We start from the raw sequence: 21,720 nt of genomic DNA, 5'->3' as shown, positions 1-21,720 counted from the left end.
TTCGCAAGAGTTCAGAGCGATTTCGCGATCGCGTCGGCGAGTTGCTGCCAAGCCTTGCCATGCGCATCAACGATGGCCGCGGGTGTCTGGGCCGCTGCCCGTGTCTCTATGTCGAACTGCCGGATCCGGTTGCGGCTCTCGGCGCGATCACGACGGATCGAGAATTGGCCTGAAAGTCGCATGATGCCGGATTTGTCGACATACATCTGCTCGACATCGACACGGACTTCGGCTTCGGGAACTCCACCGAGCGGCCAGGGATCAGAGGCGACATCCGCGCCGGTCATGTCGGCGAGGCTGCGCACCAGATGGAGGCGCATGGCACGCTCGGTGTCATCCGCCCAATCGGCCTTGGGGATCGCGACAATTGCGCTCGTCTGGTTCTGGACATAGATCCCGGTCTCTTTCGCATAGCTCGGCAGGTTGACGGTCATGACCGAAATCGTGCCTGCACTGGTTTTGACCGTCTGTCCGGTTGTAACTGGTTCGATCAGAAAGCGGTCAGGCGCGGCTGCGCTGCATGCTGCGAGGGACAGTCCTAGAAAAGCTGATATGACAATACGCATGGGTTACCGTCCTCGAATGAGCGAGCTGGGATTGCGTTCGATGCTGCGGGCCAGCGAACGGAAAGATTCGGCCATTCTGGCGAAGTCACCCAAGACTCCGCGCAGGTCGCCATATAGCCGTGACTGGTCGCCGTAGCCCGCAATCACCGCCTCAAGATTTCCGGCAGCCGTGTTGAGGCGCGCGGAGAGCGCAGGAAGGCTGGCGGCTGCGCTGTCGACAGATTTGAGCGCGCTGTCTGCGCTTTGCAGTGTGGCATTCAGATTGTCGATGGCGCCGCCGTTGCGGATCGCTTCAACAAGCGTGCGCATTTCGCCCAATGTCTTGTCGAGGGTGAGCGGGATGCGGTCCAGTCCTTCGGACTGCAGCAGTCCGTCTGCCGTGGTCGTCAGGCGTGACACGTTGCCCAGTGCATCCGTGGCCGCCGCCATCAATTCCTCTATCGGAAGACCTGAAAGCCGGGCAACCAAACCGTTGACGCCGGAATTTGGATCAACCTCTGCGGTTGGTGCCGTCGGCAGATACAGTCGTCCGTCTTCGCCCTGGGTGATCTCGGCGGTCGGTTGCTCCGGCAACCGTACCAGTTCCAGAATGACGGTTTGCCCGAACAAGCCTTCCTGTCCGACACGCGCGCGGAGACCGTTGGCAACCCGTGTCTTGAGCTGTGCAATGGCTTCATCTGCCGTTTGATCGCGCGAAAGGCCGAGCCGTGTCGGCGATAGCCGCAGATCGACACGCAGCCGAACCGGATTGTCGCTGCCATCCTCGACCGCCACACCGACGAGATCGGCCACCTCGCCAGCCTTGATGCCACGAAAACGGACAAGCGTATCGAGGTTCAGGCCGTTGATGTCGCCGTCAAGGAGAACGGAAACATTGATGCTCGGCAGGACGTTGGCTTCGAACGCATTCTCGCGCGCGGCGGCTTCGGTCGGAAAGACGTCAAAGACATGGCCATCCGAAACCAGTTGGCCGCCGGTCACCGGCTCACCGAAGGTGACGCCACCCTCAATGAGCGCTGCCAAGCTATCGACCTTCAAAGCCAAGCCCTGAGCACCCAGATTGAGTGAGAGACCCGAGGCATCCCAAAAGCGTGTGTTGCTCGTCAGGCGGGCGTCGTACGGTTTGAAGATGAAGGCCTCCATGGTGACCGTGTTGCCGGTTTTGGACAATTCTGGTTGACCGATCCGTCCGACTTCGAGGCCGCTGGTCAGAACAGGCGCACCTGCTGCCAATTGCCCGCCGGCCCGCGCGCGCAGGACGATCCGCGTGCCTTCTTCGCCGACGGAGGCGAGCGGGGGCACGGTCAGTGCCGTGAAACGGTCCTTGAATTCGCCTTCCACGCCGTCCCAGTTCGCGGCGATATAGACGCCGGAAAGTAGCGTCCCAATCCCCGTCACACCGCGCGCGGTGACCTGCGGTTCCACAAGCCAGAATTGCGCGTCTTCATCGACGTAGCCGACGATGTCCTTGTCCAGCCGCACCTTCACCTCGACCGCCGCCATGCCGTCGGAGAAGCCGATATCCTCGACCACGCCGACTTTCAGGTCGCGGATACGCACTTCCGTCGCGCCGGCACTGATGCCTGCACCCGACTGAAGGACAATGGTGATCAGCGGACCGCGTTGATTGTAGTTGTTCCATACGACATAGGCGGAGATGGCAATGGCCAGAACCGGCATCAGCCAGACGAGCGAAAACCTCCGCTTCCTGGTCTCCACCTTCGGTCGGGTGACTGTCGTGTTGTCCTCAGGCGTCATGTGGCGCTCCTTCATCGGTTGCGTCCCAGATCATCCTTGGATCGAAAGCTTGGGCCGAAAGCATGGTGAAAACCACGGAAAGCGCGAAGCAGGCCGCGGCGAATCCGGGTTGAATGGACGCCAGCACATCGAACTGTACAAGGGCGACCAGAATGGCGACGACGAACACGTCGATCATGGACCAACGTCCGATGAATTCGACCGCCTCATACAAGATGTGCAGGCGATGGGCGTTCTTTGGCCCAGGTTGTGACAGGAGCACGGCGAGGTAGGCGATGACAATGAACTTCCCGACCGGGATAACGACGCTCGCGATAAAGACGATGGCTGCAATGGCAATGGCACCGTGATGTACGAGATCGACCACGCCGCCGACGATCGTGCTCTCCTGCGATCGGAAGGCCTGGGTTGTCCGCAGCATCGGATAGAGATTGGCGGGAACATAGATGATCAGCCCCGCCACCAGCCAGGCCCAGACATGCTGCAGGCTTGCCGTATCGCGGCTGGCAAGGGGGCTGTCACACCGCTTGCACGATGATGCCTGCGGCTCCGCGAGCAGCCCGCAGGATCGGCAGGTGAGAAGGCCATGATCGCGCGCAGTCATCATGATGGTGGTGTCCCGACGGTTGTCCAGAGCGTGTTGCGGCACATGAACGCGTCTTGCGCCGCGTTCACGAGCACCAAAAGAACAAATGCCCAGAACGCCGCACCGGTGTCGACCGTTGCCATGCCGGCCAGCTTGACGAGTGCGACTGCCACTCCAACCATGAATATTTCCACCATCGCCCAGGGCTTCAGCGTGAAAGCAAGGCGCAGGGCAGGTCTGGCCAGCGGCGCATGTGCCACTCCGGCGAGGTTCGGGGCGAGCGCATAAATCAGCAGCCCGGATCGCATTGCCGGAATGATCACGATGAAGAACAGCACCGCAAACGACAACGGCACCATGATGCCTTCCGCAAATCCAAAGATGACATCAATCACGGAGGCTCGCGATTCAAACGGTCCGGCATTGAGCGTCAGAAAGGGTGCAAACAGCGCCAGCCCCATCAGCACAAGCGAGGTCAGCGCCAGCATGGTTACGCGCAAAACGGCATCCTTCCGACCGAGTGTCAGCCTGTAGCCGCAGCGGGCGCAGCGTGTGGGTACAGTCAGTTCCTGCGCCGAGAACCGATGCACGGTGTCACAGTTCGGGCAGCCGATGTGGTGTGGATCGTTGACCATGGTTCTGCTGGTGGGTCCTGCATCGCTGGGTGTTCGCATGATCCCGAAGCCAAGCGACAACGGATGAGATCGGTGCGGCATGACGGCTCTTCGGGGAGCAGGCACTATCGCCCGTTGCGCATATGCTAAAAAACTTATGTCATAAAGAATTTTTTCTTCACTTTCCTTCTTCTGCAGACGTTGCTGTCATTCGAATAAGGTGGATGCCAATGCCGCCTAAGTTAAAAAAATTCATGTAAAACAATAAGATAGTGCAGGCCATGGGCCATGCACGAGGGCTGCGGCTCGCATGGAGGTGGCGCGATTGGTCTGAACAGCTTCTGGAAAATTTATTAAGTGGATTTCGGCTCGACCCTGTCGTCACCATCATCGGTGACACCGCGTATGGGCAGGTCAACTAGGGGACTGCCGGTGAGGGCGTAAGTGTGGGCGGCGGCCATTGCCGCAGATCAGACAGCGGCCGCGCCAGTGCGGGTGTCGGATACGGTCCTATCGGCGTAGAGGTCGACCTCCCCGGATTTGGCCAACCGTCAGAGCCGCGCGGCGGACACGGTGGCCCGCCGCGCGTCCTGCTGGATTGAGACTTCAACCTGTCAACAGAACTCACCTGTCAATTCGCGCCTCGATTGCCCCAAGTCTGAGATGCTGCGTTGTCCGTGCTGCAGGCTTCCAGCGAAAGGGCTTTGATCTGATTGGTGTCGCTGCGGCCAGAGCGGGTATCTTCCCCAAGTGTCAGGCACATGTCCGTCGCAGAGGCGGGCACGATCGTCCCTTCGCCGGAGAAGACGAAGCTCTGCGCCTCGCTGCCGTCGCAACTTGCGAGCCCAACGGAACTGCCGGGCTCGGTCGCAGCCACGGTTGCGCAGACATCGAATTCCGGCATGTAGAGAACACCGTTTGCAAACTTTTCGGAATCAAAGCCTTGGTCGACGAAGATCTGTCCGGAGGGTGAGTAGCAGGTGTGACCTTGCAGACCGTTTGAGGGATCGGCATCCGCGCCCTGTCCGCCGGAAATATCTAGGCAATATCCGTTCTGCTTGTTGTCGAGCCTGTCAAGCAGATAGATCTCGACTGTCCCTGCATGGGCAATTCCGGTGGAGAGCAGGAGAGAAATGGCGGTCGCGCTTATCAATCGATTTGTCATGCTGGAGGTTTTCCTGTGTTGGCGTGATATGGAAGTCTGATCGGGTGCTTATTCGATGGTTAGGCGGCACAGGATCGTGTTGCTTTGCTCAAGGTCGGGTCCCCAGATGAATTGCGCGTCCTCAGACCAGTCGATCTCGTTGTAGCCGAGTTTGGGGTCGACCTGCTCGGATGTGTAAGCGCTGGCCCGAGGCCAGTCCGAGGCATCGAATGCGGCCTGGTCCCAATTGTCGGGCTCATCGGATATGTCAAAGGCACAAACGCCCTCGCCGGCGACCGGGTCGCTTTCATTCTCGCAGGCCTTGTCCAGCGGGGCGGTGTGAATGACATGGCACTGCCAGTCGGCATTGGTGACTGCAACGATGCTGCCTGACGCATCCTTGATCTGCGCGATCACTCCTCCGTCACCCATCTGCTGCCGTCTGGTCCCAATATATTCCAGGCCGGTGTCGTTCTCGATGAAATCCTTTGCGACAAGCCCGATGGTGAAAGGTCGCTCGGCCTCGAAGGTAAAGCTTTCGGCATTGAAAGACCGTTCGGTTGTGATCGCCACGCTGTCTTCGGCAACCTGAGTGCCGTCGATGCGCACTTCGAACCAGTTATCGGCCCAGACATCGGCAGAGAAAGTCTCGGCGCTGGCGATCGATGGAGTGATGACAGCCAGAACAGAGCTGATGATGAGGCGCTTCATGTCGGTATCCTTTCAGCCTGCGAAACAGCGGGCCATCGAGTGGCCCGCACGCTTAGCGCACACAGCGCACGAGATTGTCAGATCGGTTATAGTCGCAGGCGTTCACCGAGCAGGTTGTATCCTCGGTCGTCTCCTGACCAACAATCGTCTTGATCGAAGAGCGTTGCGCACCTGCGCCGTGCCAATCGCTATATTCGGTCTGATCGCCGGCTTTGCTCAGGGCCTTGCCGAAGGCGATGACGTTGGCGTAGTTCTTCCAATCGCCAAATGTGGTGCTCGTCCAGAAGTCCAGAGTCTCATTATCTTCGGTGATCGTGAACACGGAGGTGTCGATGGCCGGGAAGCTAGTGCGCTTGTAGTCGACGATGCTTTGCAAGGCCTTGGAGGTCGGCAGTCGCCAGTCGTCGTAGCCGCCCAGATCAAGCGCCTCACAATAGGCAAGTGCTTCTTTCCATTCCCGGCGGGTGCCGTCGTCGGCCTTTTGCCACATCAGGCCCGTGGCCCTGTCGCTAACGGTGCCGTCGCCATTGTCTGAAAAGGCATTCATGCCGTAGACGTCTTCCTGGCCCGACACGCAGCGCACGTAATTGCCGGGCGCTTTTCCGTCTTCTCCGGTCAATCCGCCGGTTGCTGCGGCGCCAGTATAAAAGTCCAGTCCCGTGCCATAGGCCTTGATATGTCCATCGGCGAAATTGAAGCCGAACGCGGCTTGGTTGCGACCGTTCTGAACGGGCCCCTTCACGTAGAGGGTGCTGCTCCAGTATTGGCCAGCGAAGGCCATATGCCCCTTGGGATAGGAAAAGTCGAAGTATTCGGTGTCAATGTAGGGCGTCGGTTCGCCCTGCTCAGGCTTCAGCAACTCGCCACGGTTATCGGCGAGCGAATAGAGTTCCTTGATGGAGGGTACGCGCCAGTTGTCGCGTCCGCCCAGCTCGAGCGCGCTGCAGTAGCTCAGGGCCTCGCTATACTGAAGGCGGTCGTCTTGCGGCGTTTTTTCCCAGACAAGACCCGTATTGTTATCAAGAACGGTGCCGTCGCCTTGGGCCGTGTACGACGCTTCAACACGGGAATACTGCGCATCCTGGCCAAAAAGATCGTCACCCTTCGCGGGGCAGGCAACCTCGTCACCCAGTAGGTCGAAGCACTTATCCTGCATTGTGTCGACCACCGGATAGGTGATGTCCTGAGCGTGAGCATTGACGGCCGACACGGCGAAAAATAGAGCGATGTGTGAGAGGCGTAGCATGTCCTGTCCTTCCAATTTCAGCGCTTTTATGGGCGGGGTGGCCGTGGCAGGGCGTTGCGCAAGGTGGCCTCATCTATCCCCAGAGCCGCCGCTGCGGCGGCAAGGTCGGCGCGCGGGCCGCCTGCTTCATTCATTGCATGGAGAAGTGCCTCGGGCGTGACGCCCAGGGTTTTGGCGGCATCTTCAAAGCCCGGGGGCATTCCACCAGGTCCGCCATTCGGACGCGGGGGCTCGTTGCGCCTGTCTTCGCCTGCGCGCTGTGCGCCGATGCCGGCGGTTGCCGTTGTGGTGAAATTGTTCTCGGCCACGACACCCACCAGACAGGCGGGGAGGTTCGGGAAGTCCTTCGAAGAATGGTAGTGATAGGTTTTGCCATTTGTGGTGGTGCCAACATGACCACCGCAAGCATCCAGTCCCACAGGGGTTGATCCGTCAGCCTCAAGCGAGCCGTACATCGGGAAGCCGTCGAAGGCGTATCCGAACTGTGCGCTGGCGTCCTGCTTGAGTGCGCAATCGGCAGATATGTTTTCCTCTTTGAAGACAGTTGCCACATCTGTCGAAGTTCCGTGCCAATGATACCATCCGCCGGGATCGACATGACCGCCGCAGGTGTCCAGTGCAGGCATGTGGCCCGTCACCTGAATTGGCGGCGCATCAGAAAAGATTGGCACGCCATCCAGCGCGACGCCGACCTTTGAAACGACCCCTAGGGCCGTTGGTGTGTCAGCCATGACGGGCTGGACCGGCAGCAGCATCGTGATCTCGACGCTTTCATCCAGCGAGACATTGATGCAGGCGTGATCGACCGTGGGGCGCTCCGTGGCATTGTCGACCGAGTAAACATTGCCTTCGTCGTCGAAGAAGCGATATCCAAGACCGTCGAGCATGCGCAGGAAGTTTCCATCGATCCTGTAAAGCCCCGCATTTTCGCCAGTCCACTCCCAAAGGCCACCCGCATCATTGACCGTTGCCGGGCAGAATGGTCCGATTTCCAATCCGTCGGGCAAGTATCCCATCGAAAGTTTCTGGCACTTGGTTCTGGCGCCGTTTTCCAGAGTGCAATCGACAACCTCCGGCGCGCGAAGGAGGGCCGTTTCTTGGAAGGCACCTGTTTGGGTATGGGCGGAAACCGTTGCTGGAAATCCCATGGCTACCAGAATGGGTAGACAGATGAACCTGAGGGCATTGGGCATGATGCGGCTTCTCTTTTGAGTATTATATGTACCGGAAACGCCTCTTCCCGGAACGCCATTTGCAGAAATCAATGGCGGAGTGATGCCAGCTTATCAGGGACGGGGCATGGAAGGAGTATGCAGGGAATATGCAGACACAATTCCTGTGTGCTGCAGAGCGCTCGTCTGTCGCATCAGTCCTCATAGGCATAGCCGACACCATAGACAGAGCGGATCGGATCCCAGTCTGTCTTTGAATGGAATTTTCGACGGATGTTGCGAATATGACTATCGATTGTCCGGTCAATGACGTCAGTATCGTCGGGAAATGCCAGTGAGAGAAGCTGATCGCGCGAAAACACGCGACCAGGGCGTGCAGCCAGGGCCGCGATAAGCGAAAACTCGCGGCGGGTCAGGTCCAGATCGGAGCCGTCAAGGGTGACGCGCCATTTCTCAGAATCGATCTGCAGCCGCGACTTTGGGTCTTCGGATGCCACCTGCTCACCGGTGGGGCGTCGACGCAACACCGCCCGCACCCGCGCCAGGAGCTCGCGCGGAGAGTATGGTTTGCAGACATAATCGTCGGCTCCCAGTTCGAGCCCGAGGAGGCGGTCGATCTCTTCGACCCTGGCGGTCGTCATGATGATGGGGACATCGGAGGTTTGGCGCAGTTCGCGACAGATCGTCAAGCCATCCACGCCGGGCAGCATTAGATCGAGGATGATGAGGTTGGGCGCCCCGTCGAGAGCGGTCTTCACGGCATGGGTGCCTGTAGACAGGATGTCCACGGACATGCCGTCAGAAAGCAGATAATCCCGCATTACCTCGGCAAGTGCGGTCTCATCCTCGACAATGAGGATATGTGGCTTGGTCACGATCGTCTCTCCGGCAGGGTGAAGGTCACATTCAGGCCACCCAGTTCTGATGTCGCAACAGAGATCTTGCCCCCGTGTGCCTCAACGATGGCCTCGCAGACCGAAAGGCCGAGACCCGAACCGCCAAGAGCGCGCGAACGGGAGCCTTCGGCTCTGAAGAAGCGGTCAAACAGCCGCGGCAGCACGTCATCCGGTACCGTTGGTGGCGTGTCTTCAATTGATACATGGGCGAACCCCTTGGCGCGCCAGATCCGCAAACGTATCTTGCCCGGCGGATCGGTGTATCTCGCGGCGTTCTGCAAAAGATTGTCGATCACCTGCGAGATGCGCGTTCGGTCACATTTGAGTGTCAGCGTTTCGGGAAATGCGCAGTCAATCTCAAGTCCGGCCATTTCGAGCATCGGGCGTGCGACCCGCACGGCGTCGGTTACGACCTCGACCAGATCCTCTTGATTGAAACTGGCCACATGCTCGGGCTCGCGGGAATGAGTGAGGATCTTGAGGTCCTGGACCAGTCGCGATAGCCGCATTTGTGCAGCGTGCATCTCGGCCAGCGTTTCCTGGTTGGGCTGACGCACACCATCCTGCAATGCCTCAATCTGCGCACGCAAAACCGCAAGCGGCGTCTGCAGTTCATGTGACGTATTGGACATCCATTCACGTTCAGCCTGGGACGCTTTGGCCAGCGTCTCGGCAAGTGCATTGTGATAGGCGATAAGATCGCCCAGTTCATCTGTCCGGTCTTTTTCGATCCGTTGGCTGTAGTCGCCGGATGCCAGGGTCTTTGCTCCGCCTTCCAAACGTTTGATCGGAATAAGAATTTGGCGAGCGATCAAGAATGCCGCAGCGGCTGAAAGCAGCAGGGCGATCAAGGCGGAGAACGCAAGCGACGTGTATTGCCCTCGAATGAAGAAGCCATCCGAAGTGCTGTCGGAGAATTCGGGAGCATTCAGATGGAGATAGCCAAGCGGCGCGCCATCTTTGCAATCGGCGGCGACGCAAATCGGACGTTGCTCGTAAATCGCGCTGCGTGCGGTCGCACCGGCAATGCGGTCGCCTTGGGCATCCAGCAGCGTTAACCGGTCCCCGATCATCAGGGGATCCGCCTTCACGTCATCTCCGTCTGGATTGCCGGGTGGTCTGAAATGTTTGATGACGAAAGCGTTCCAAGCCTCGCCCTCTGCCTTGAGTTCTGGCCAGCCCGGCGCGGCCGGGTCGTGCGCCAGTGCCAATTCCTGCGCCAATGTGTTGAAGCGAGCGATCTCACCTCTCAGCAGATATTGGGAAAAGCCATCACGCATGGACAGCGCCACCAGCAAGGCCATTGTGCCTATTACCAGAACCGAAGTGGACGCGATGGCCAGGAAGATCTTGGTTGTCAGTGATGTACGCAAGCAGTCCATACTCCCTCATCGCGCGCGATCGTGCAGCGAGTATGCACATAACTGACTGGCTGTTCAGTGCACCAGTAGCGGTCGCCACGCGGAGCTGGACTTAAGGGGCGCGTGGTGACGTGGTCTTCGGACACAAGACGTCTCGGACTGTGAGGCCTTATGCGCCGAGCCTTTTGGTTTTCGTCCTGTCCGGAAGTTTGATGAGTGCGCGGCCTGGCTCACCGCTCGGTGACGACCGTCTTCCCGGCGGAAACCGGCGTTTCGCCTGTTCTCAGAGGTGTTATGGCGGCATAATCGGGCGACAGGGCGTGCAATTCCTCGGCAAGATCGAGGCAAAGCAGCCGCATTTTTTGGGGGTCGATCTGGCGCTGCGCCTGTATCTTCAAACCAAAAATATAAGTCTGAATGCGTATCGCCAGCCGATCCAGATCGGCGTCTACAGGTAGCTCGCGCGCCAATTGTGCCTTCTGTAAAACCTTCGAAATTACGCTCTCTATTTGGTCCAGGTGGGCTAGAATGAGGTCCCGCAGTTTGCCGTCACCTGGTACCTCGAGCAGCGATTTCACGAGCATGCAGGCGCTTGATGGGCGATCTGCTGGCCTGAGATCCGACAATGAAATCAGATGCATCCGCAAGGCGATGAGCGGGGAGGGGCTGTCATTCACCAATGCAAGCAAGTTGGCCTCCATTTGCGCGGAGTAGCGCTCCAGCGCTTCGCGGAAAAGTGCTTCCTTGCTCTGGAAGGCGGCATAGATCGAACCGGGCCGGAGAGACAGCGCCCGTTCGAGATCTTTCATCGACGTGTCGTGGTAGCCCTTGGCCCAGAAAAGTTCCATCGCGGCCTGCAGCGCGTCGGCGCGATCATATGAAGCAGTGCGTGACATGAGCGCAAACTATCCCAACTCCATGACCTTGTCAGCACTATCACAAATATTTGTTGAGTGAACGCTCAAAAATAACTTGAGCGATCACTCAAAATGAGCAGATTGACGACGGACTTGAAACGGAAGGAAAATCAGATGAGCAGATTCGAACGCCTCAATGAAACCAACGCGCCGGCTGCATCCATCCCGCTGATCGAGAAATCGAAGAAAGCATTTGGACGTTTGCCAGGTTTGCACGCTGTCATGGCGGGTGCGCCCGCGCTGTTGGACGGCTATCAGGTCCTGCATCGCCTGTTTGCGGAAGAGACCTCGTTCGATGCCGAGGAGAAGACCGTCGTGTGGCAAACCATCAATGTTGCCCATGAATGCCATTACTGTGTTCCAGCGCATACAGGCATCGCAAAAGCAATGCAGGTCAGCGACGACGTGACGAACGCGCTGCGCGATGAAACGCCTCTGCCGACATCCAAGCTGGAGGCCTTGCGCACGTTCACACTGGCAATGCTGGAGAGCCGTGGCAACCCGACCGAAGAGCAGATGGATGCATTCTATGCCGAGGGATACGGGGATCAGCAAGTCCTGGAGGTTATTCTCGGCCTGGCGCAGAAACTGATGAGCAACTACACCAACCATATCGCAAAAACGCCGGTCGATGCGCCTTTCGAAAAGTACAGCTGGACCCCCGTCTCAAAGCGTTGAGTCGATCCTTGCCAGACGAACACCTGATTGGTGTACCTTTGGAGCCGAGATTGCGAACGGCAGCCGCTAATGTGTGCCACTCGGCGACAGGCGGTGCGCGTGCCTCGGATTGACCGGGTTACGCGCCGCCGGGCAGTCTGAGCTTATGCAGTCCGCGACCCCATCGTCGTGGACTGCTTCCTTCTCTGGGCGCGTGCGCCACGGTAGTGGGGAGCTGCCATCGCTTCCAACCTGCACGTATTCCATGCGGGCAGGGAGACGGTCCCTATTCTGGGAGGCCGTGCTCGTGGGCTTGAAAGGTGGCGCTGCTGTTGCTGGTCCCCGCGATGTCGCCATGCGTTGCGAGAATCCTTGATCGCCACGACAGGGAGTGGCGACCTTATCGGCAGAACTCGCCGGTTCGGATCTCACCGTCATTGGTGACGGTTTTGGTCTCGAAATTGTAGCAGTCCTCGGTGCCAGAGGGGCTGTAGCGGATGTAATAGTCTTCACCGTGGTAACGGTAATCCATGCTGCGGCTGCCGTTCTTGTCTTGGGTGAAGATCAGGTTCTCGACGCCCCCGGCCGGAGGCTGCCCCGGCTCGACCGTCTGTCCTGTGGCAGCGCTGGTCAGCGGAGCGGTGCGTGGCAGTTCGCGCAGGTCACCAACCTCCCCCATCAGGCATTGGATGATATATGGGGCATCTTCGGAGGTGTGGTAGCGATAGCCATATGTCTGGTCCGTTTGACCATTGCAGACATCCAGCATGCCCTCGACAACAGGTGTTCCGTCGGGGTTGTTGTCACCATAGATCGGGAAACCATCGAAGGCCCAGCCGATGATGGCATCATTGCCCGCGTTTTCCATCTGCGCGATCATGCAGACGGGTTTCATGTGGTAGTGATAGTCATCCCCGCGACCCGCATGGCCACCGCAGATGTCGAGTTGCTGGGTCAGTAAGGTGTCGTGCTCGGTCTGGTGATGATGAAGGTCTTTCTCTGTCATCTCCCCGCCGCCGGTATAGTCGAAAATCGGAACGCCATTGACCGCAACTCCAAGTGCCGCGTCGCGCGTTTGCGGCGTGTCGCCCAGCACTGGTTTCAACGGGATTGGCGCATCATATTTTTTGGCGGGGAGCGGCACCTGTTCGTTCGTGCCGACAATGCCGGTCATCAGCTCATGAGCAGGATAGGTGTCGGAGGAGATGATCGCGCGGTCGTCCTCACAGGTCACCGTTACCGTATCTGCAAAACCGGCTTTTTCGACCGAGGTCATGACTGCTTCGCAATGTGCCTGTGCATCATGGGACTGGTCTTCGTGGGCCTGCGCAGGGATTGCAAAGAACGCGGCAGACCCAAGAAAAACAGCAAGTGGGCCAAGGCATTTGACGGAGGAGAGATGTTTCACACGATATCCTTTCGGATAGGTCGCCGGCGGTATGCCGGCACCCGGAGGAGCCCAAGGTCGTCACGAGGGACGGGGATTACTCGACAGTCAGACGGCAAAGGACTGTGTTGTCCGTCTTCAGGTCCGGTCCCCAAATCAGCTTGGCGGACGGCGCCCAGTCAATTTTGTCATAGCCGTCCTTTGGGCTAACTTCACGGGCGCTATGCTCGGTTGCAGCACTCCAGCCCGTGGCGTCGAATTCTGCGGTATCCCAGTTTTCGGGTTCTTCGCTGATCTCGAATTTACAGGCCCCTTCGCCGGCCACAGGGTCGCTTTCCTCGGCGCAAGTCGCATCAAGCGGCGCCCTGTGAACGACGAGGCATTGCCAGCCCGAATTCGACACCGATACGAGTTCGCCATCGGCATCGTGAACCTGCATGATAACTCCGCCATCGCCCATCTGCTGACGACGGCTGCCGATATATTCAAGGCCCGTATCGTTTTCCTTGAAGTCCTTCAGCGTCAGGCCGATGACGAAGGGCCGCTCGGCCTCGAAGACAAAACTCTCGGCGTTGAAGGACCGTTCGGTTGTGATCGGTACGCTGTCTTCAGCGACCTGCTGCCCATTGACGCTCATGGAAAACCAGTTGTCCGCCCAGATGTCGACCGAGAAGGTTTCGGCTTGGGCCGCGCTGGTGAGGGCCAGGCAAGACGTCAGTACTACGAGGCTGAAGCGCATTATCGTATTCCTTGTTTTTCTGGGCGCGAGGCCGCGTCTTGCATTCTCTATAGAAGTGCAGGGGTGCAAGCTGAACTTACAAATTGGTAAGGTTCTTGCGCTCTTTCCTCCTGGATATTCTCGGCCACGACTGAGCTGCCAAGCGGCGGCGCGTGTCCGGTGTCCGGCCGGTCGTCACTGAGAATTCCCGAACCGCCGATCGCGTGAGGCAGTGCCTCTGCGAGGTGAAGACGATTTCAGATCTCCATGAGGCGGGGTTGTTGCTCTCGGAACATCCTCAGTTGCCGATGAAAGCAGGGTTCCCCGTACAGATGGAAATGCCTTGGCCCGTCGCGTGACAATCGCCTCGGGAGTTACAGTAAGCCGACTGAAGCATAGAGCGCCGCCCCCAACGGGGATTGCCGTAAACCTGTTTTAAATCCCGCTGATATATACCCCGACTCCTGACGAGAAGCTGGGCCGCATCGCTGTGGCACGCCATACTGGCAAATGAAGAGATGAGAATAATCTGTGCGTTCGTCCCGAGTAGAGCACCGAGGATATGGATTGGGAGGGGCTAGAAAAGCTCTCTCCATGAAAGTCGCCACACTGCTCGACCAGTTCAGGCTGTCGAGCGACCCTGTGCGGCAGCAGGCAATGGTTGATGCCTATATCCCGATCCTGCGGCCTATCCTGATCCCTGCCTGCGGTTACTACCTATTCGTCACCTGGGAGCACTCGCAGACGCAGACCGGCTTCATGCTGGCCGTTTTCTCCTTCATCAGCATGACGACGGCTTTCAGCTTCTACCTGTTTCACAAACTTCTGACGAAAAACCGGACAATATCTCTGGCCAGGCTCGAAATGCATAACTTGGCCATGCACCTTTTCATGTACCTCAACCTGTTGAGTTACCTTCTCGTCTACAACGTACAGCCGCGTTACATATACTTCGTGCTGCTGGCATTCATTTTCGCGATCACCGGCGCAACGACGCGCACGGTGATGATCAGCGTTCCACTGACATTGGGGACACTTTACCTGTTCTCCACGTCTCTTCCGAGCGACCTCCACGCAGAGTACGCCTCCATCGTCGTTGCGACAGCTTTCGCTTCCGTCAGCATGACGGGGTTGCTCCGGCACGCGATCATTCGTCAAATCGATGCGCGTTTGTTTGCCGATGAACTGACAGTCAAGGCGCAGGCGCTTGCCGATGCCGACATGCTGACCGGCATACCCAACAGGCGCGCCGTTTTCGAAAAGATCGACCATCTCATCGAGCAAGGTACGCCGTTCTGGCTGGGAATATTCGATCTCGACGGCTTCAAGGGTATCAACGATGTGTACGGCCATTCGATGGGCGACCGTCTGTTGCGCGCATCGGTCGCGCGGGCCATGGAGGAACTCTCTTGCGAAGGCGGCATGATTGGCCGGATCGGTGGTGACGAATTTGCCGCCATTCTTCCCGGCGGCGTCACAGAACTGCAGGTCAGGGAGCTTGCCGGCAGGTGGATCAAAGCGATCACGGCCCCCTATGTGATCGACAATCAGTCACTCTCAGTGGGCGCTACGGCGGGTTTCTCTCATTTTCCAGACATGGGAACGAACAGTACGCAGATCTACGAACAGGCCGACTTTGCTCTTTACAAGGCCAAGGCCCGGTTCCGCGGACAATGCATCTTTTTCGACGCCACCGACAGCGAGGAGATGAAGAACACCATCGCCATCGAACGGGAGTTGCGTGAGGGCAACCTCGAACAGGAGCTCGTCCTTCTGTTTCAGCCACAATATTCGCCGAGCAAGAAGCGCGTCATCAGTTTCGAAGCGCTGGCCCGCTGGCACAACCCAAGGCTTGGGCTCGTCAGTCCCAACGACTTCATTCGCGTGGCCGAACGCTCCGGCTTTATCCAGAAAGTGACAGCCATCCTGTTCCGCAAGGGATTGGCGGAGCTGAAAAAATGGCCCGACGACATCAGCTTGTCTTTCAATCTTTCGGCACGGGACATTTCGGACCAGGCCTTTGTCCTTTCTCTTCTCGCTCAGATCATGAAGGAGGAGGTTTCGCCGAGCCGTCTGGAATTCGAGATCACGGAAACGGCCGTCATGTCTGATCTGGCAACAGCCAGCACCGTTCTTGACAGGCTGAGAAGCAGCGGCTGCAGGGTCGCACTCGATGATTTTGGCTCTGGCTATTCGAGCTTCGAGTATCTCGACCAGCTTCCGCTCGACAAGGTCAAGATCGACAGGAGTTTCGTTCGCAAGGTTCCCCACAGCATCATATCGCGTGAAATTGTGGCCGCCATCATTGCCCTATGCTCCAAGCTCAACTTGCGGTGTGTGCTTGAAGGCGTCGAGACCCAAGAGGAGATGGCTGTTCTTGCAGGCCTCGAGCCTGATCTGATCCAGGGGTTCCTGTTCGGCCGGCCCATGAGCGGTGAGGATGCAGGCCAGCTCATCCGGGATCAGCAGCAGTCAAACGCAAATCAAACGGTATTGCCGATCCAGTCTGCCTGAAGGATGACGATTTGAAATCGTCACGGATTGCGGGCGTCACGCCTACCGCTACGGGATTGGAGATGGCTCTCCAGTTTGCCGCCGGACATCTTCATCGCGGCCCGTTCGCTAGTAGATGTCCTGCTCGGCCAGATATCTGACAAACAACAGCGTCAGGCTCTCGCGTCGGGATTTATCAGGCCAGACGGCGTAAATCCCAAGTGGGCGCAATGTCCAATCGGGCAGAAGACGTACCAGTGCGCCTGTTGCTTCGCCCCGCTCGGCCAGGAATGACGGCAAGATCGTTACGCCGACATCCTGGATCGCGAGATGATACAGCGCATCGATGCTGTCGACCTCGATCTGAGAATGTCCGGTGACGCTCTCTTCCTTGCCCTTGGGGCTGGTGAGGGTCGTTGTGTCGGGCCTGTTCTTGTAGCGGATCCAGTCCCAGTCTTCGAGATCCCCCGGCCGCTGAGGTGCTGCTCTGCTGGCTGCATAGCCGGCGCCGGCGACAAGCACGCGTTGGCCGTCTCCCAGCTTGCGCGACATCATGGAACTATCGTCGAGCCAGCCGACGCGCACGTTCATGTCAAAGCCGTCGTCGACCAGACCGAGCCGATTGTCGCTGTAGACAACCGAAAAGGCGACGTTGGGGTGTAGCTTGGTGAATGAGGCGATTGCGGAGGTCAGGGGGCCACCGGACAGGAAGGCGGGCAGCGAAATGCGCAATGCCCCCACGGGCTCGAGCGAGAGCGCGTTCAATTCGTTCAGGCCGGCTTCGGCGCTGCGCAACATCTCCACCACGCGGCTATGGAACATGCGGCCCTCGTTGGTCAGGGCAATCTTGCGGGTCGTGCGGTTCAGCAGCGTGACACCAAGATAGTGCTCCAGATCCGAGACTGTTTCGCTGACCCGCGACGGGGACAAGCCGATGTCTTTCGCTGCGGCCCGAAACGAGCCTTCGTCGACGACCCGCGCAAAAATTGCCATTTGCCTCAGCTGATCAATCATTGTTCTGCTTGGCCAACCATTGCATCCTGAAACCCGCCAATATCCGAATTATTTGCCTTCGACCAGAGTGAAGCTCGGGACACTTCCATCCGAGGCCCCATGCGGGCCCCGGAGTGAGTACGCCCCTTCTGCGGTCACAGGTGAAGCGCTCAGGCGGTTTGCGGCCTTGGGCGCAGGTACCAGTACCAGATACGGTAAGCCTCCAGCAGTCCGAGCGGTACGAAGTGGACCAGCGCCGGGCCAAGGCCGCCCCAGTCGTGCAGTGCTCCCCAGTGCAACAGGGTCAGCACCGCCGCGGCATAGGTCGAGCGTTGAAGCGTCTTCCAGGTCCGGCCCATCCTGCGAACGAAATAATCTGACGAGGTAATGGCCAAGGGCACAAAGATCAGGAAGGCGATCCAGCCGGTCCAGATGTAGAGCTTGGGCAGATCGGCCACGATCTTCGGTACGGCGCCAAGGTCGATCAGATAGAGGACCGTGTGCGCCAGTGCATAGGCAAAGGCCGCGACGCCGAAGTAACGGCGGTTCTTCCTGAGCCAGTTGGGCCCGCGCCAGCCCTTGAAGACCAGGGCCAGCGGCGAGGCCAGCATGGCGATGATCATGAAGCGTGCCGCAAATTCACCGGTGGGATGCAGCCCCTCATGAATGGCCGTCCGCGTGGTCTCGGCGTCTGTCGCGCCAAGAATACTTGCGAGGATCGCGACGCCCGGCAGCGCCATCAGCGCCCAGAGCCCGTAAGGAGAGAATCGTGACAGCATGTCTGTCGCCTTTCGAATAAGGGTCGGCCGGGCGGCCGGATCGTTGTTTCTGCCGCTACACGCCGCGGTGCAGCGTGTGCGTCTTGGTCAGGCGCGCAAGGTTGCGAAATAGTCCTCCCAGGCCTGGTGCGGACGTCCTGCTGCGACCTCGAAGTCGCTTGGACGGTCCATTGCCCCGCACCGTATGCCTTCGTATATGCCGGCGATGATCGTTCCCATCATGTCGCCAAGCTCGGCAACCCTGTCCGCGTGGTATTCTTCCACCGAGAGGGACCGATAGGTCAGATGGGTCTCGAAGGCCGTGTTCAAATGGGCCGCCAGTTTTGCCTGGGTCAGCAACGGGCCATGCAGATTGTAGGTTTGGCCATTGTGCCGATCATCCAGCAGCATACTGGCGTAGGCTTCGGCCAATTCCGGGCGGGTTGTGTATCCGCAGCGGCCCTCGGCCGCCGAGTTTTCGATGCAGCCGGAGCGAACATAATTGTCGACATAGGCGACATCCGGCTCAATGTAGATGCCGTTGCGGCCGAGCGTCCATTCCATGCCACTGGCCCTGAGATCAGCCTCGGTCTGACGGTTGCTCTGGATCACCGGCGAAAAGGCCGTGCCCGTTTCGGCGCCTTGCATACTCGTGTACACGACGCGCCTGACACCTGCCTCCCTGGCCGCCGCAATCGCGGATTGGTGTTGGCCTGTGCGGATGCTGGGCGGTGTGTTCAATGACACCATCATAAGCGTGTCGACGCCTGACAGGGCCCGAACCATCGCCTCCCTGTCGGTATAGTCCCCTTGCCTGACTTCGATCCCCTCAATCCGAACCTCGTCGGGAGACCGGGCAAGGCCGATGATCGGAGTTCCGGTCTGGCGGGCCATCAGGCTGCGCGCGATGGTGGACCCTAGTTGGCCCGATACTGCCGCAACGGCGATTGTCATGTCGGGATCCTCCGGTGGGGTGAACTTGCAGTCACGCCGGTTTGCGCCAGACGAGCACAATGGAAATCGCGCCCAAGACAGCGAAGAGCAGTCCCGCGATTGCCGCGATACGCACATCTGCGCCGCCCACCAGACACATCAGGATGGCGTCGTGGCCGTTCATGAACATCATGCCAAAACCGCCGATCATCACCAAGTGGCGTGCCCCCGTAAATGCGCCAATCAGCGCGATGATGATGACCGTCATCTGGCGACCCAGGAAGGCGCCCGCCGTCTGCCCAAGCGACAGAGCTGGACCGGCCAGATTGATCAACCCGGGGTTCGAGGTCGGGTTGCCATAGGCCATCAGGGTGGCCCCCAGCATGATCAAGGCCATCAGGCCGATCAGAACCCGGGATATGAGGTAGGGTTTTTTGAGCATTGTTGAGTGCCTCAAGATCGAGAGGCCGGCGTTTTCTCCGGTGCCTCTGATTGTCGATTACGCGGTGTGATAGGCTTTGCTGAGTGCGAAGCTGTCCTCGAACCAGTGCCAGAGCACCACTTGCCCGTCGCGGACCTTGGCACGCAAAGCGAAGCTGAAGTCCCCGATTGCCTTGCCGGAATGGGTGGTGATGCCGTTCATGACGCCGAAGACCGCGACAGTGTCACCCGAGGCAAAGGCATCGGTGTTTTCCCACTTGGTTGTCTGAAGCCCTGCGCCGAAGACGCCGAGGAACTCAAAGATTGCCTCTTTGCCTTGAATGCCACCGTGGACCCATGGGATGGTCGTGTCGCCCTCATTGTGCCAGACCATGTCATCGGCCATCAGCGCATTCATCTTCTCCATGTCGCCCGATCCCATCGCGCCCATGAAGCCCATGACGGTGTCAAAGCTTGTTTTTGTCTGTTGGTCCATGTCCTGTGCTCCAGCATGTTGTCCAAGGATGATCGCGAGCGATGCGCCCAGCGAAGTGGTCAAAAGAGTTCTGCGATTCATTGTCTGCTCCTGTGAGGCGCGCTGCGGCGTGGCCCCGCAACGGCTGTTTCGGTCGAAATGTCCCGGCTTCGGTGCGGCAGGGTCGTGACAGTCGCAGCTGATCCCGGGATGTGGTTGCGTTTCAAATCGTCTCCAATTTGTTGGCCATGGGCATGCTCCCTCTGACACGGTCCAGGGAGGACGCGCGCTGGGGCATGGCTTGGGGCGATCAGGGGACAGATGGCCGGGTTCAGGCCTCCGCGCCCTCGAACGTCCATGTCAGCTCCGGGTTTTCGCGAAAGGCAAACCGGTCCAGATGGCCGGACATAACCTCAATGGTCTTGTCGAGCTGCGGTCGGTCGCTTGCGGTGGCAATCAGCGTCAGTCCAGCCTCATCTGTGCGCAAGTCGCACTGTCCGAATGGCAGTTCGATCCGGCCGGAAGCCGTTTCATGGGTTACCGGCACCTTGTGACCGAAATGCTTGCAAAGCGTGCCCAGATAGCGCTGGGCATTATCCGTAGTGAAGTAAGTGCTCGCCTTCATGATCGTGTTCTCTCGTGTCGCCAGGAATATCTATCCGTGCCGTACTGTTCCGGGTATCCATTTTTTTCGGAAATAACAGTTCGGCTAGGCCGAACAATGCGCGTGCATCTACGCGCATGGTTTCTGTCTCCCGAGGGCGACGGAGACTAAAGTGTGACCGGCGCGGGCCTGTGCGATCAGGGACGGGATACTGTCGTATTCCCAATGGTCAGTGAAATTTCGATCAGGTCGACTGTTGCCTCGGCATCCGTCGGCGGGCGGGTGAGGGCCGCGGTGGCGGCCCTGCGGCCGACCTCCATGAGCGGTACTTCGATGGTCGTCAGTCGCGTCGAGAGAGAATGGGGCAGCGCTGTGCCGTTGAAACCGTTGACCGAGACGGCTTGGGGAACGGTAATCGACGCCTCGCTCAGGAAGCGCAGGCCGCCAATCGCCATGGCGTCATTGAGGTAGTGGATGGCTTGCGGGGGCTCGCCTTGCTCAAGCAGTCTTTTGGTCAGTTCGTATCCGCTTTCCGCCGTCCGCGACAGGTGAGCGTCCGTCAGGCACTGCAAGGTCGCATTGGCTGTCGACAGCGCGTCCGAATATCCATCCAGCCGGCAGGCCGCACAGAGATCCCGGTCGAGTTGCGCTCCGATGTAGGCGCAACGGGTGAGGCCTGCCTGGAGGAAGACCCGGGCCGCCAACTGGCCTGCTGTCCGATGGGACAGGCCGACCGTCGCGTCGAGATCCGGATGGTCGCCGTCCCAGAGATGCACGGCGCGGATGCCGGAGCGGCGCAGTAGACGTATTGTGCGTTCGTCACGCGCCAGCCCTCCCGTCAGGATCAGCGCGGCCGGTTTCATCGTCAGCATCATGTGCACGATACGCAACTCGATCTCGGGATCGAAAAAGCTCTCACCGATGAAGGCCGTATAGCCCCGGCCGTTCAGAACCTCGTTTATTCCGGCCAGCACGCCGGTATACACTTGGTCACCAATGGAGGGGATGACGATGCCGATCAGGGAACTCGTCTGTGACGAGAGCGAGCCTGCCAGCCGGTTGGGTACATAACCCAGTTCTTCGGCGATTTGCGTGACGCGGGCACGCGTCTCTGTCGCAATGCGCCCCGTTCCACGCAGGACCTTCGAAACTGTCATGCTGCTGACGCCTGCGGCTTTGGCCACATCGGCGATTGTGATCGTGCGAGGGAAATGTGGGGCTTGACTCATGGCAATGTTATCGATACCAAATTGGGTTAACGATAACCCAATGATGGGTTCAACGCAACGAGTCTTCGGGGAGGAGGATTTC

At 58.9% G+C, this 21,720-nt stretch carries 22 protein-coding genes; 2 read left to right on the top strand and 20 right to left on the bottom strand.

The window, feature by feature from the left end; translation table 11 throughout:
- Window positions 1-11: 11 nt before the first annotated feature.
- The 11 genes from QTL56_RS11125 to QTL56_RS11075 form a co-directional block, all read right to left on the bottom strand.
- Window positions 12-566, bottom strand: a complete 555-nt coding sequence (locus QTL56_RS11125; protein ID WP_245135634.1) for a PqiC family protein — start codon at window positions 564-566, stop codon at window positions 12-14.
- Window positions 567-569: 3 nt separating this feature from the next.
- Window positions 570-2,324: a PqiB family protein gene (locus QTL56_RS11120; RefSeq protein WP_245135636.1), complete on the bottom strand. Its 1,755-nt coding sequence runs from the start codon at window positions 2,322-2,324 to the stop codon at window positions 570-572.
- Window positions 2,314-2,931, bottom strand: coding sequence for a paraquat-inducible protein A (locus QTL56_RS11115; protein ID WP_245135638.1), 618 nt, complete (start codon window positions 2,929-2,931; stop codon window positions 2,314-2,316). Before QTL56_RS11115 ends, QTL56_RS11120 begins: the two co-directional genes overlap by 11 nt.
- Window positions 2,928-3,545 carry a paraquat-inducible protein A gene (locus QTL56_RS11110; RefSeq protein WP_245135640.1) on the bottom strand — a complete coding sequence of 206 codons (618 nt, stop codon included), beginning with the start codon at window positions 3,543-3,545 and terminating at the stop codon, window positions 2,928-2,930. The genes QTL56_RS11115 and QTL56_RS11110 overlap by 4 nt, the downstream gene beginning before the upstream one ends.
- A gap of 610 nt (window positions 3,546-4,155) precedes the next feature.
- On the bottom strand, window positions 4,156-4,689 hold the full coding sequence (locus QTL56_RS11105) for a ricin-type beta-trefoil lectin domain protein (protein ID WP_245135642.1): 534 nt from the start codon (window positions 4,687-4,689) through the stop codon (window positions 4,156-4,158).
- A 48-nt stretch (window positions 4,690-4,737) separates the two neighbouring features.
- Entirely contained in the window at window positions 4,738-5,379 is a 642-nt protein-coding gene (locus tag QTL56_RS11100) for a PEBP family protein (protein WP_245135644.1), read from the bottom strand.
- Between the two features lie 52 nt (window positions 5,380-5,431).
- Window positions 5,432-6,625: an Lcl C-terminal domain-containing protein gene (locus tag QTL56_RS11095; protein ID WP_245135646.1), complete on the bottom strand. Its 1,194-nt coding sequence runs from the start codon at window positions 6,623-6,625 to the stop codon at window positions 5,432-5,434.
- A 26-nt stretch (window positions 6,626-6,651) separates the two neighbouring features.
- Entirely contained in the window at window positions 6,652-7,818 is a 1,167-nt protein-coding gene (locus tag QTL56_RS11090; protein WP_289393182.1) for a YHYH protein, read from the bottom strand.
- Window positions 7,819-7,991: 173 nt separating this feature from the next.
- Window positions 7,992-8,672, bottom strand: coding sequence for a response regulator (locus tag QTL56_RS11085; protein WP_229574881.1), 681 nt, complete (start codon window positions 8,670-8,672; stop codon window positions 7,992-7,994).
- On the bottom strand, window positions 8,669-10,066 hold the full coding sequence (locus tag QTL56_RS11080) for an ATP-binding protein (protein ID WP_245135649.1): 1,398 nt from the start codon (window positions 10,064-10,066) through the stop codon (window positions 8,669-8,671). The genes QTL56_RS11085 and QTL56_RS11080 overlap by 4 nt, the downstream gene beginning before the upstream one ends.
- Before the next feature lie 218 nt (window positions 10,067-10,284).
- Window positions 10,285-10,950, bottom strand: a complete 666-nt coding sequence (locus QTL56_RS11075; protein WP_245135651.1) for a TetR/AcrR family transcriptional regulator — start codon at window positions 10,948-10,950, stop codon at window positions 10,285-10,287.
- A gap of 135 nt (window positions 10,951-11,085) precedes the next feature.
- On the opposite strand from QTL56_RS11075, the gene QTL56_RS11070 reads away from it, so the two are divergent.
- On the top strand, window positions 11,086-11,649 hold the full coding sequence (locus tag QTL56_RS11070; protein WP_245135652.1) for a carboxymuconolactone decarboxylase family protein: 564 nt from the start codon (window positions 11,086-11,088) through the stop codon (window positions 11,647-11,649).
- Window positions 11,650-12,028: 379 nt separating this feature from the next.
- Here QTL56_RS11070 and QTL56_RS11065 read toward each other — a convergent pair whose 3' ends face one another.
- Window positions 12,029-12,904 carry a YHYH protein gene (locus QTL56_RS11065; RefSeq protein ID WP_245135654.1) on the bottom strand — a complete coding sequence of 292 codons (876 nt, stop codon included), beginning with the start codon at window positions 12,902-12,904 and terminating at the stop codon, window positions 12,029-12,031.
- Window positions 12,905-13,112: 208 nt separating this feature from the next.
- Complete coding sequence (locus QTL56_RS11060) at window positions 13,113-13,754, bottom strand: PEBP family protein (protein ID WP_245135656.1); 642 nt, start codon at window positions 13,752-13,754, stop codon at window positions 13,113-13,115.
- A gap of 573 nt (window positions 13,755-14,327) precedes the next feature.
- Between QTL56_RS11060 and QTL56_RS11055 the strand changes: the two genes are divergently transcribed.
- Window positions 14,328-16,247: a putative bifunctional diguanylate cyclase/phosphodiesterase gene (locus tag QTL56_RS11055; protein ID WP_245135658.1), complete on the top strand. Its 1,920-nt coding sequence runs from the start codon at window positions 14,328-14,330 to the stop codon at window positions 16,245-16,247.
- A gap of 108 nt (window positions 16,248-16,355) precedes the next feature.
- On the opposite strand, the gene QTL56_RS11050 is transcribed toward QTL56_RS11055, so the two are convergent.
- From QTL56_RS11050 to QTL56_RS11020, 7 genes are all read right to left on the bottom strand, one after another.
- Complete coding sequence (locus QTL56_RS11050; protein ID WP_289393181.1) at window positions 16,356-17,219, bottom strand: LysR family transcriptional regulator; 864 nt, start codon at window positions 17,217-17,219, stop codon at window positions 16,356-16,358.
- A gap of 170 nt (window positions 17,220-17,389) precedes the next feature.
- Window positions 17,390-17,998 carry a protein-methionine-sulfoxide reductase heme-binding subunit MsrQ gene (locus QTL56_RS11045; protein ID WP_245135661.1) on the bottom strand — a complete coding sequence of 203 codons (609 nt, stop codon included), beginning with the start codon at window positions 17,996-17,998 and terminating at the stop codon, window positions 17,390-17,392.
- Window positions 17,999-18,085: 87 nt separating this feature from the next.
- Complete coding sequence (locus QTL56_RS11040) at window positions 18,086-18,931, bottom strand: NAD(P)H-binding protein (protein WP_245135663.1); 846 nt, start codon at window positions 18,929-18,931, stop codon at window positions 18,086-18,088.
- 31 nt (window positions 18,932-18,962) lie between these two features.
- Entirely contained in the window at window positions 18,963-19,352 is a 390-nt protein-coding gene (locus QTL56_RS11035; protein WP_245135666.1) for a hypothetical protein, read from the bottom strand.
- 57 nt (window positions 19,353-19,409) lie between these two features.
- On the bottom strand, window positions 19,410-19,907 hold the full coding sequence (locus tag QTL56_RS11030) for a nuclear transport factor 2 family protein (protein WP_245135669.1): 498 nt from the start codon (window positions 19,905-19,907) through the stop codon (window positions 19,410-19,412).
- Between the two features lie 229 nt (window positions 19,908-20,136).
- The gene (locus QTL56_RS11025; RefSeq protein WP_245135670.1) at window positions 20,137-20,430 is read right to left on the bottom strand and encodes a DUF2218 domain-containing protein; all 294 of its coding nucleotides are present in this window, start codon (window positions 20,428-20,430) and stop codon (window positions 20,137-20,139) included.
- A 176-nt stretch (window positions 20,431-20,606) separates the two neighbouring features.
- Window positions 20,607-21,566: a LacI family DNA-binding transcriptional regulator gene (locus QTL56_RS11020; RefSeq protein ID WP_245135672.1), complete on the bottom strand. Its 960-nt coding sequence runs from the start codon at window positions 21,564-21,566 to the stop codon at window positions 20,607-20,609.
- Between the last annotated feature and the right edge of the window lie 154 nt (window positions 21,567-21,720).

Origin of the sequence: Peteryoungia algae (assembly GCF_030369675.1) — a bacterium.
Classification (GTDB): Bacteria; Pseudomonadota; Alphaproteobacteria; order Rhizobiales; family Rhizobiaceae; genus Allorhizobium; species Allorhizobium algae.
The sequence above is the reverse complement of the archived record's forward strand: the minus strand, read 5'-3'. Positions and strand labels throughout refer to the sequence as shown.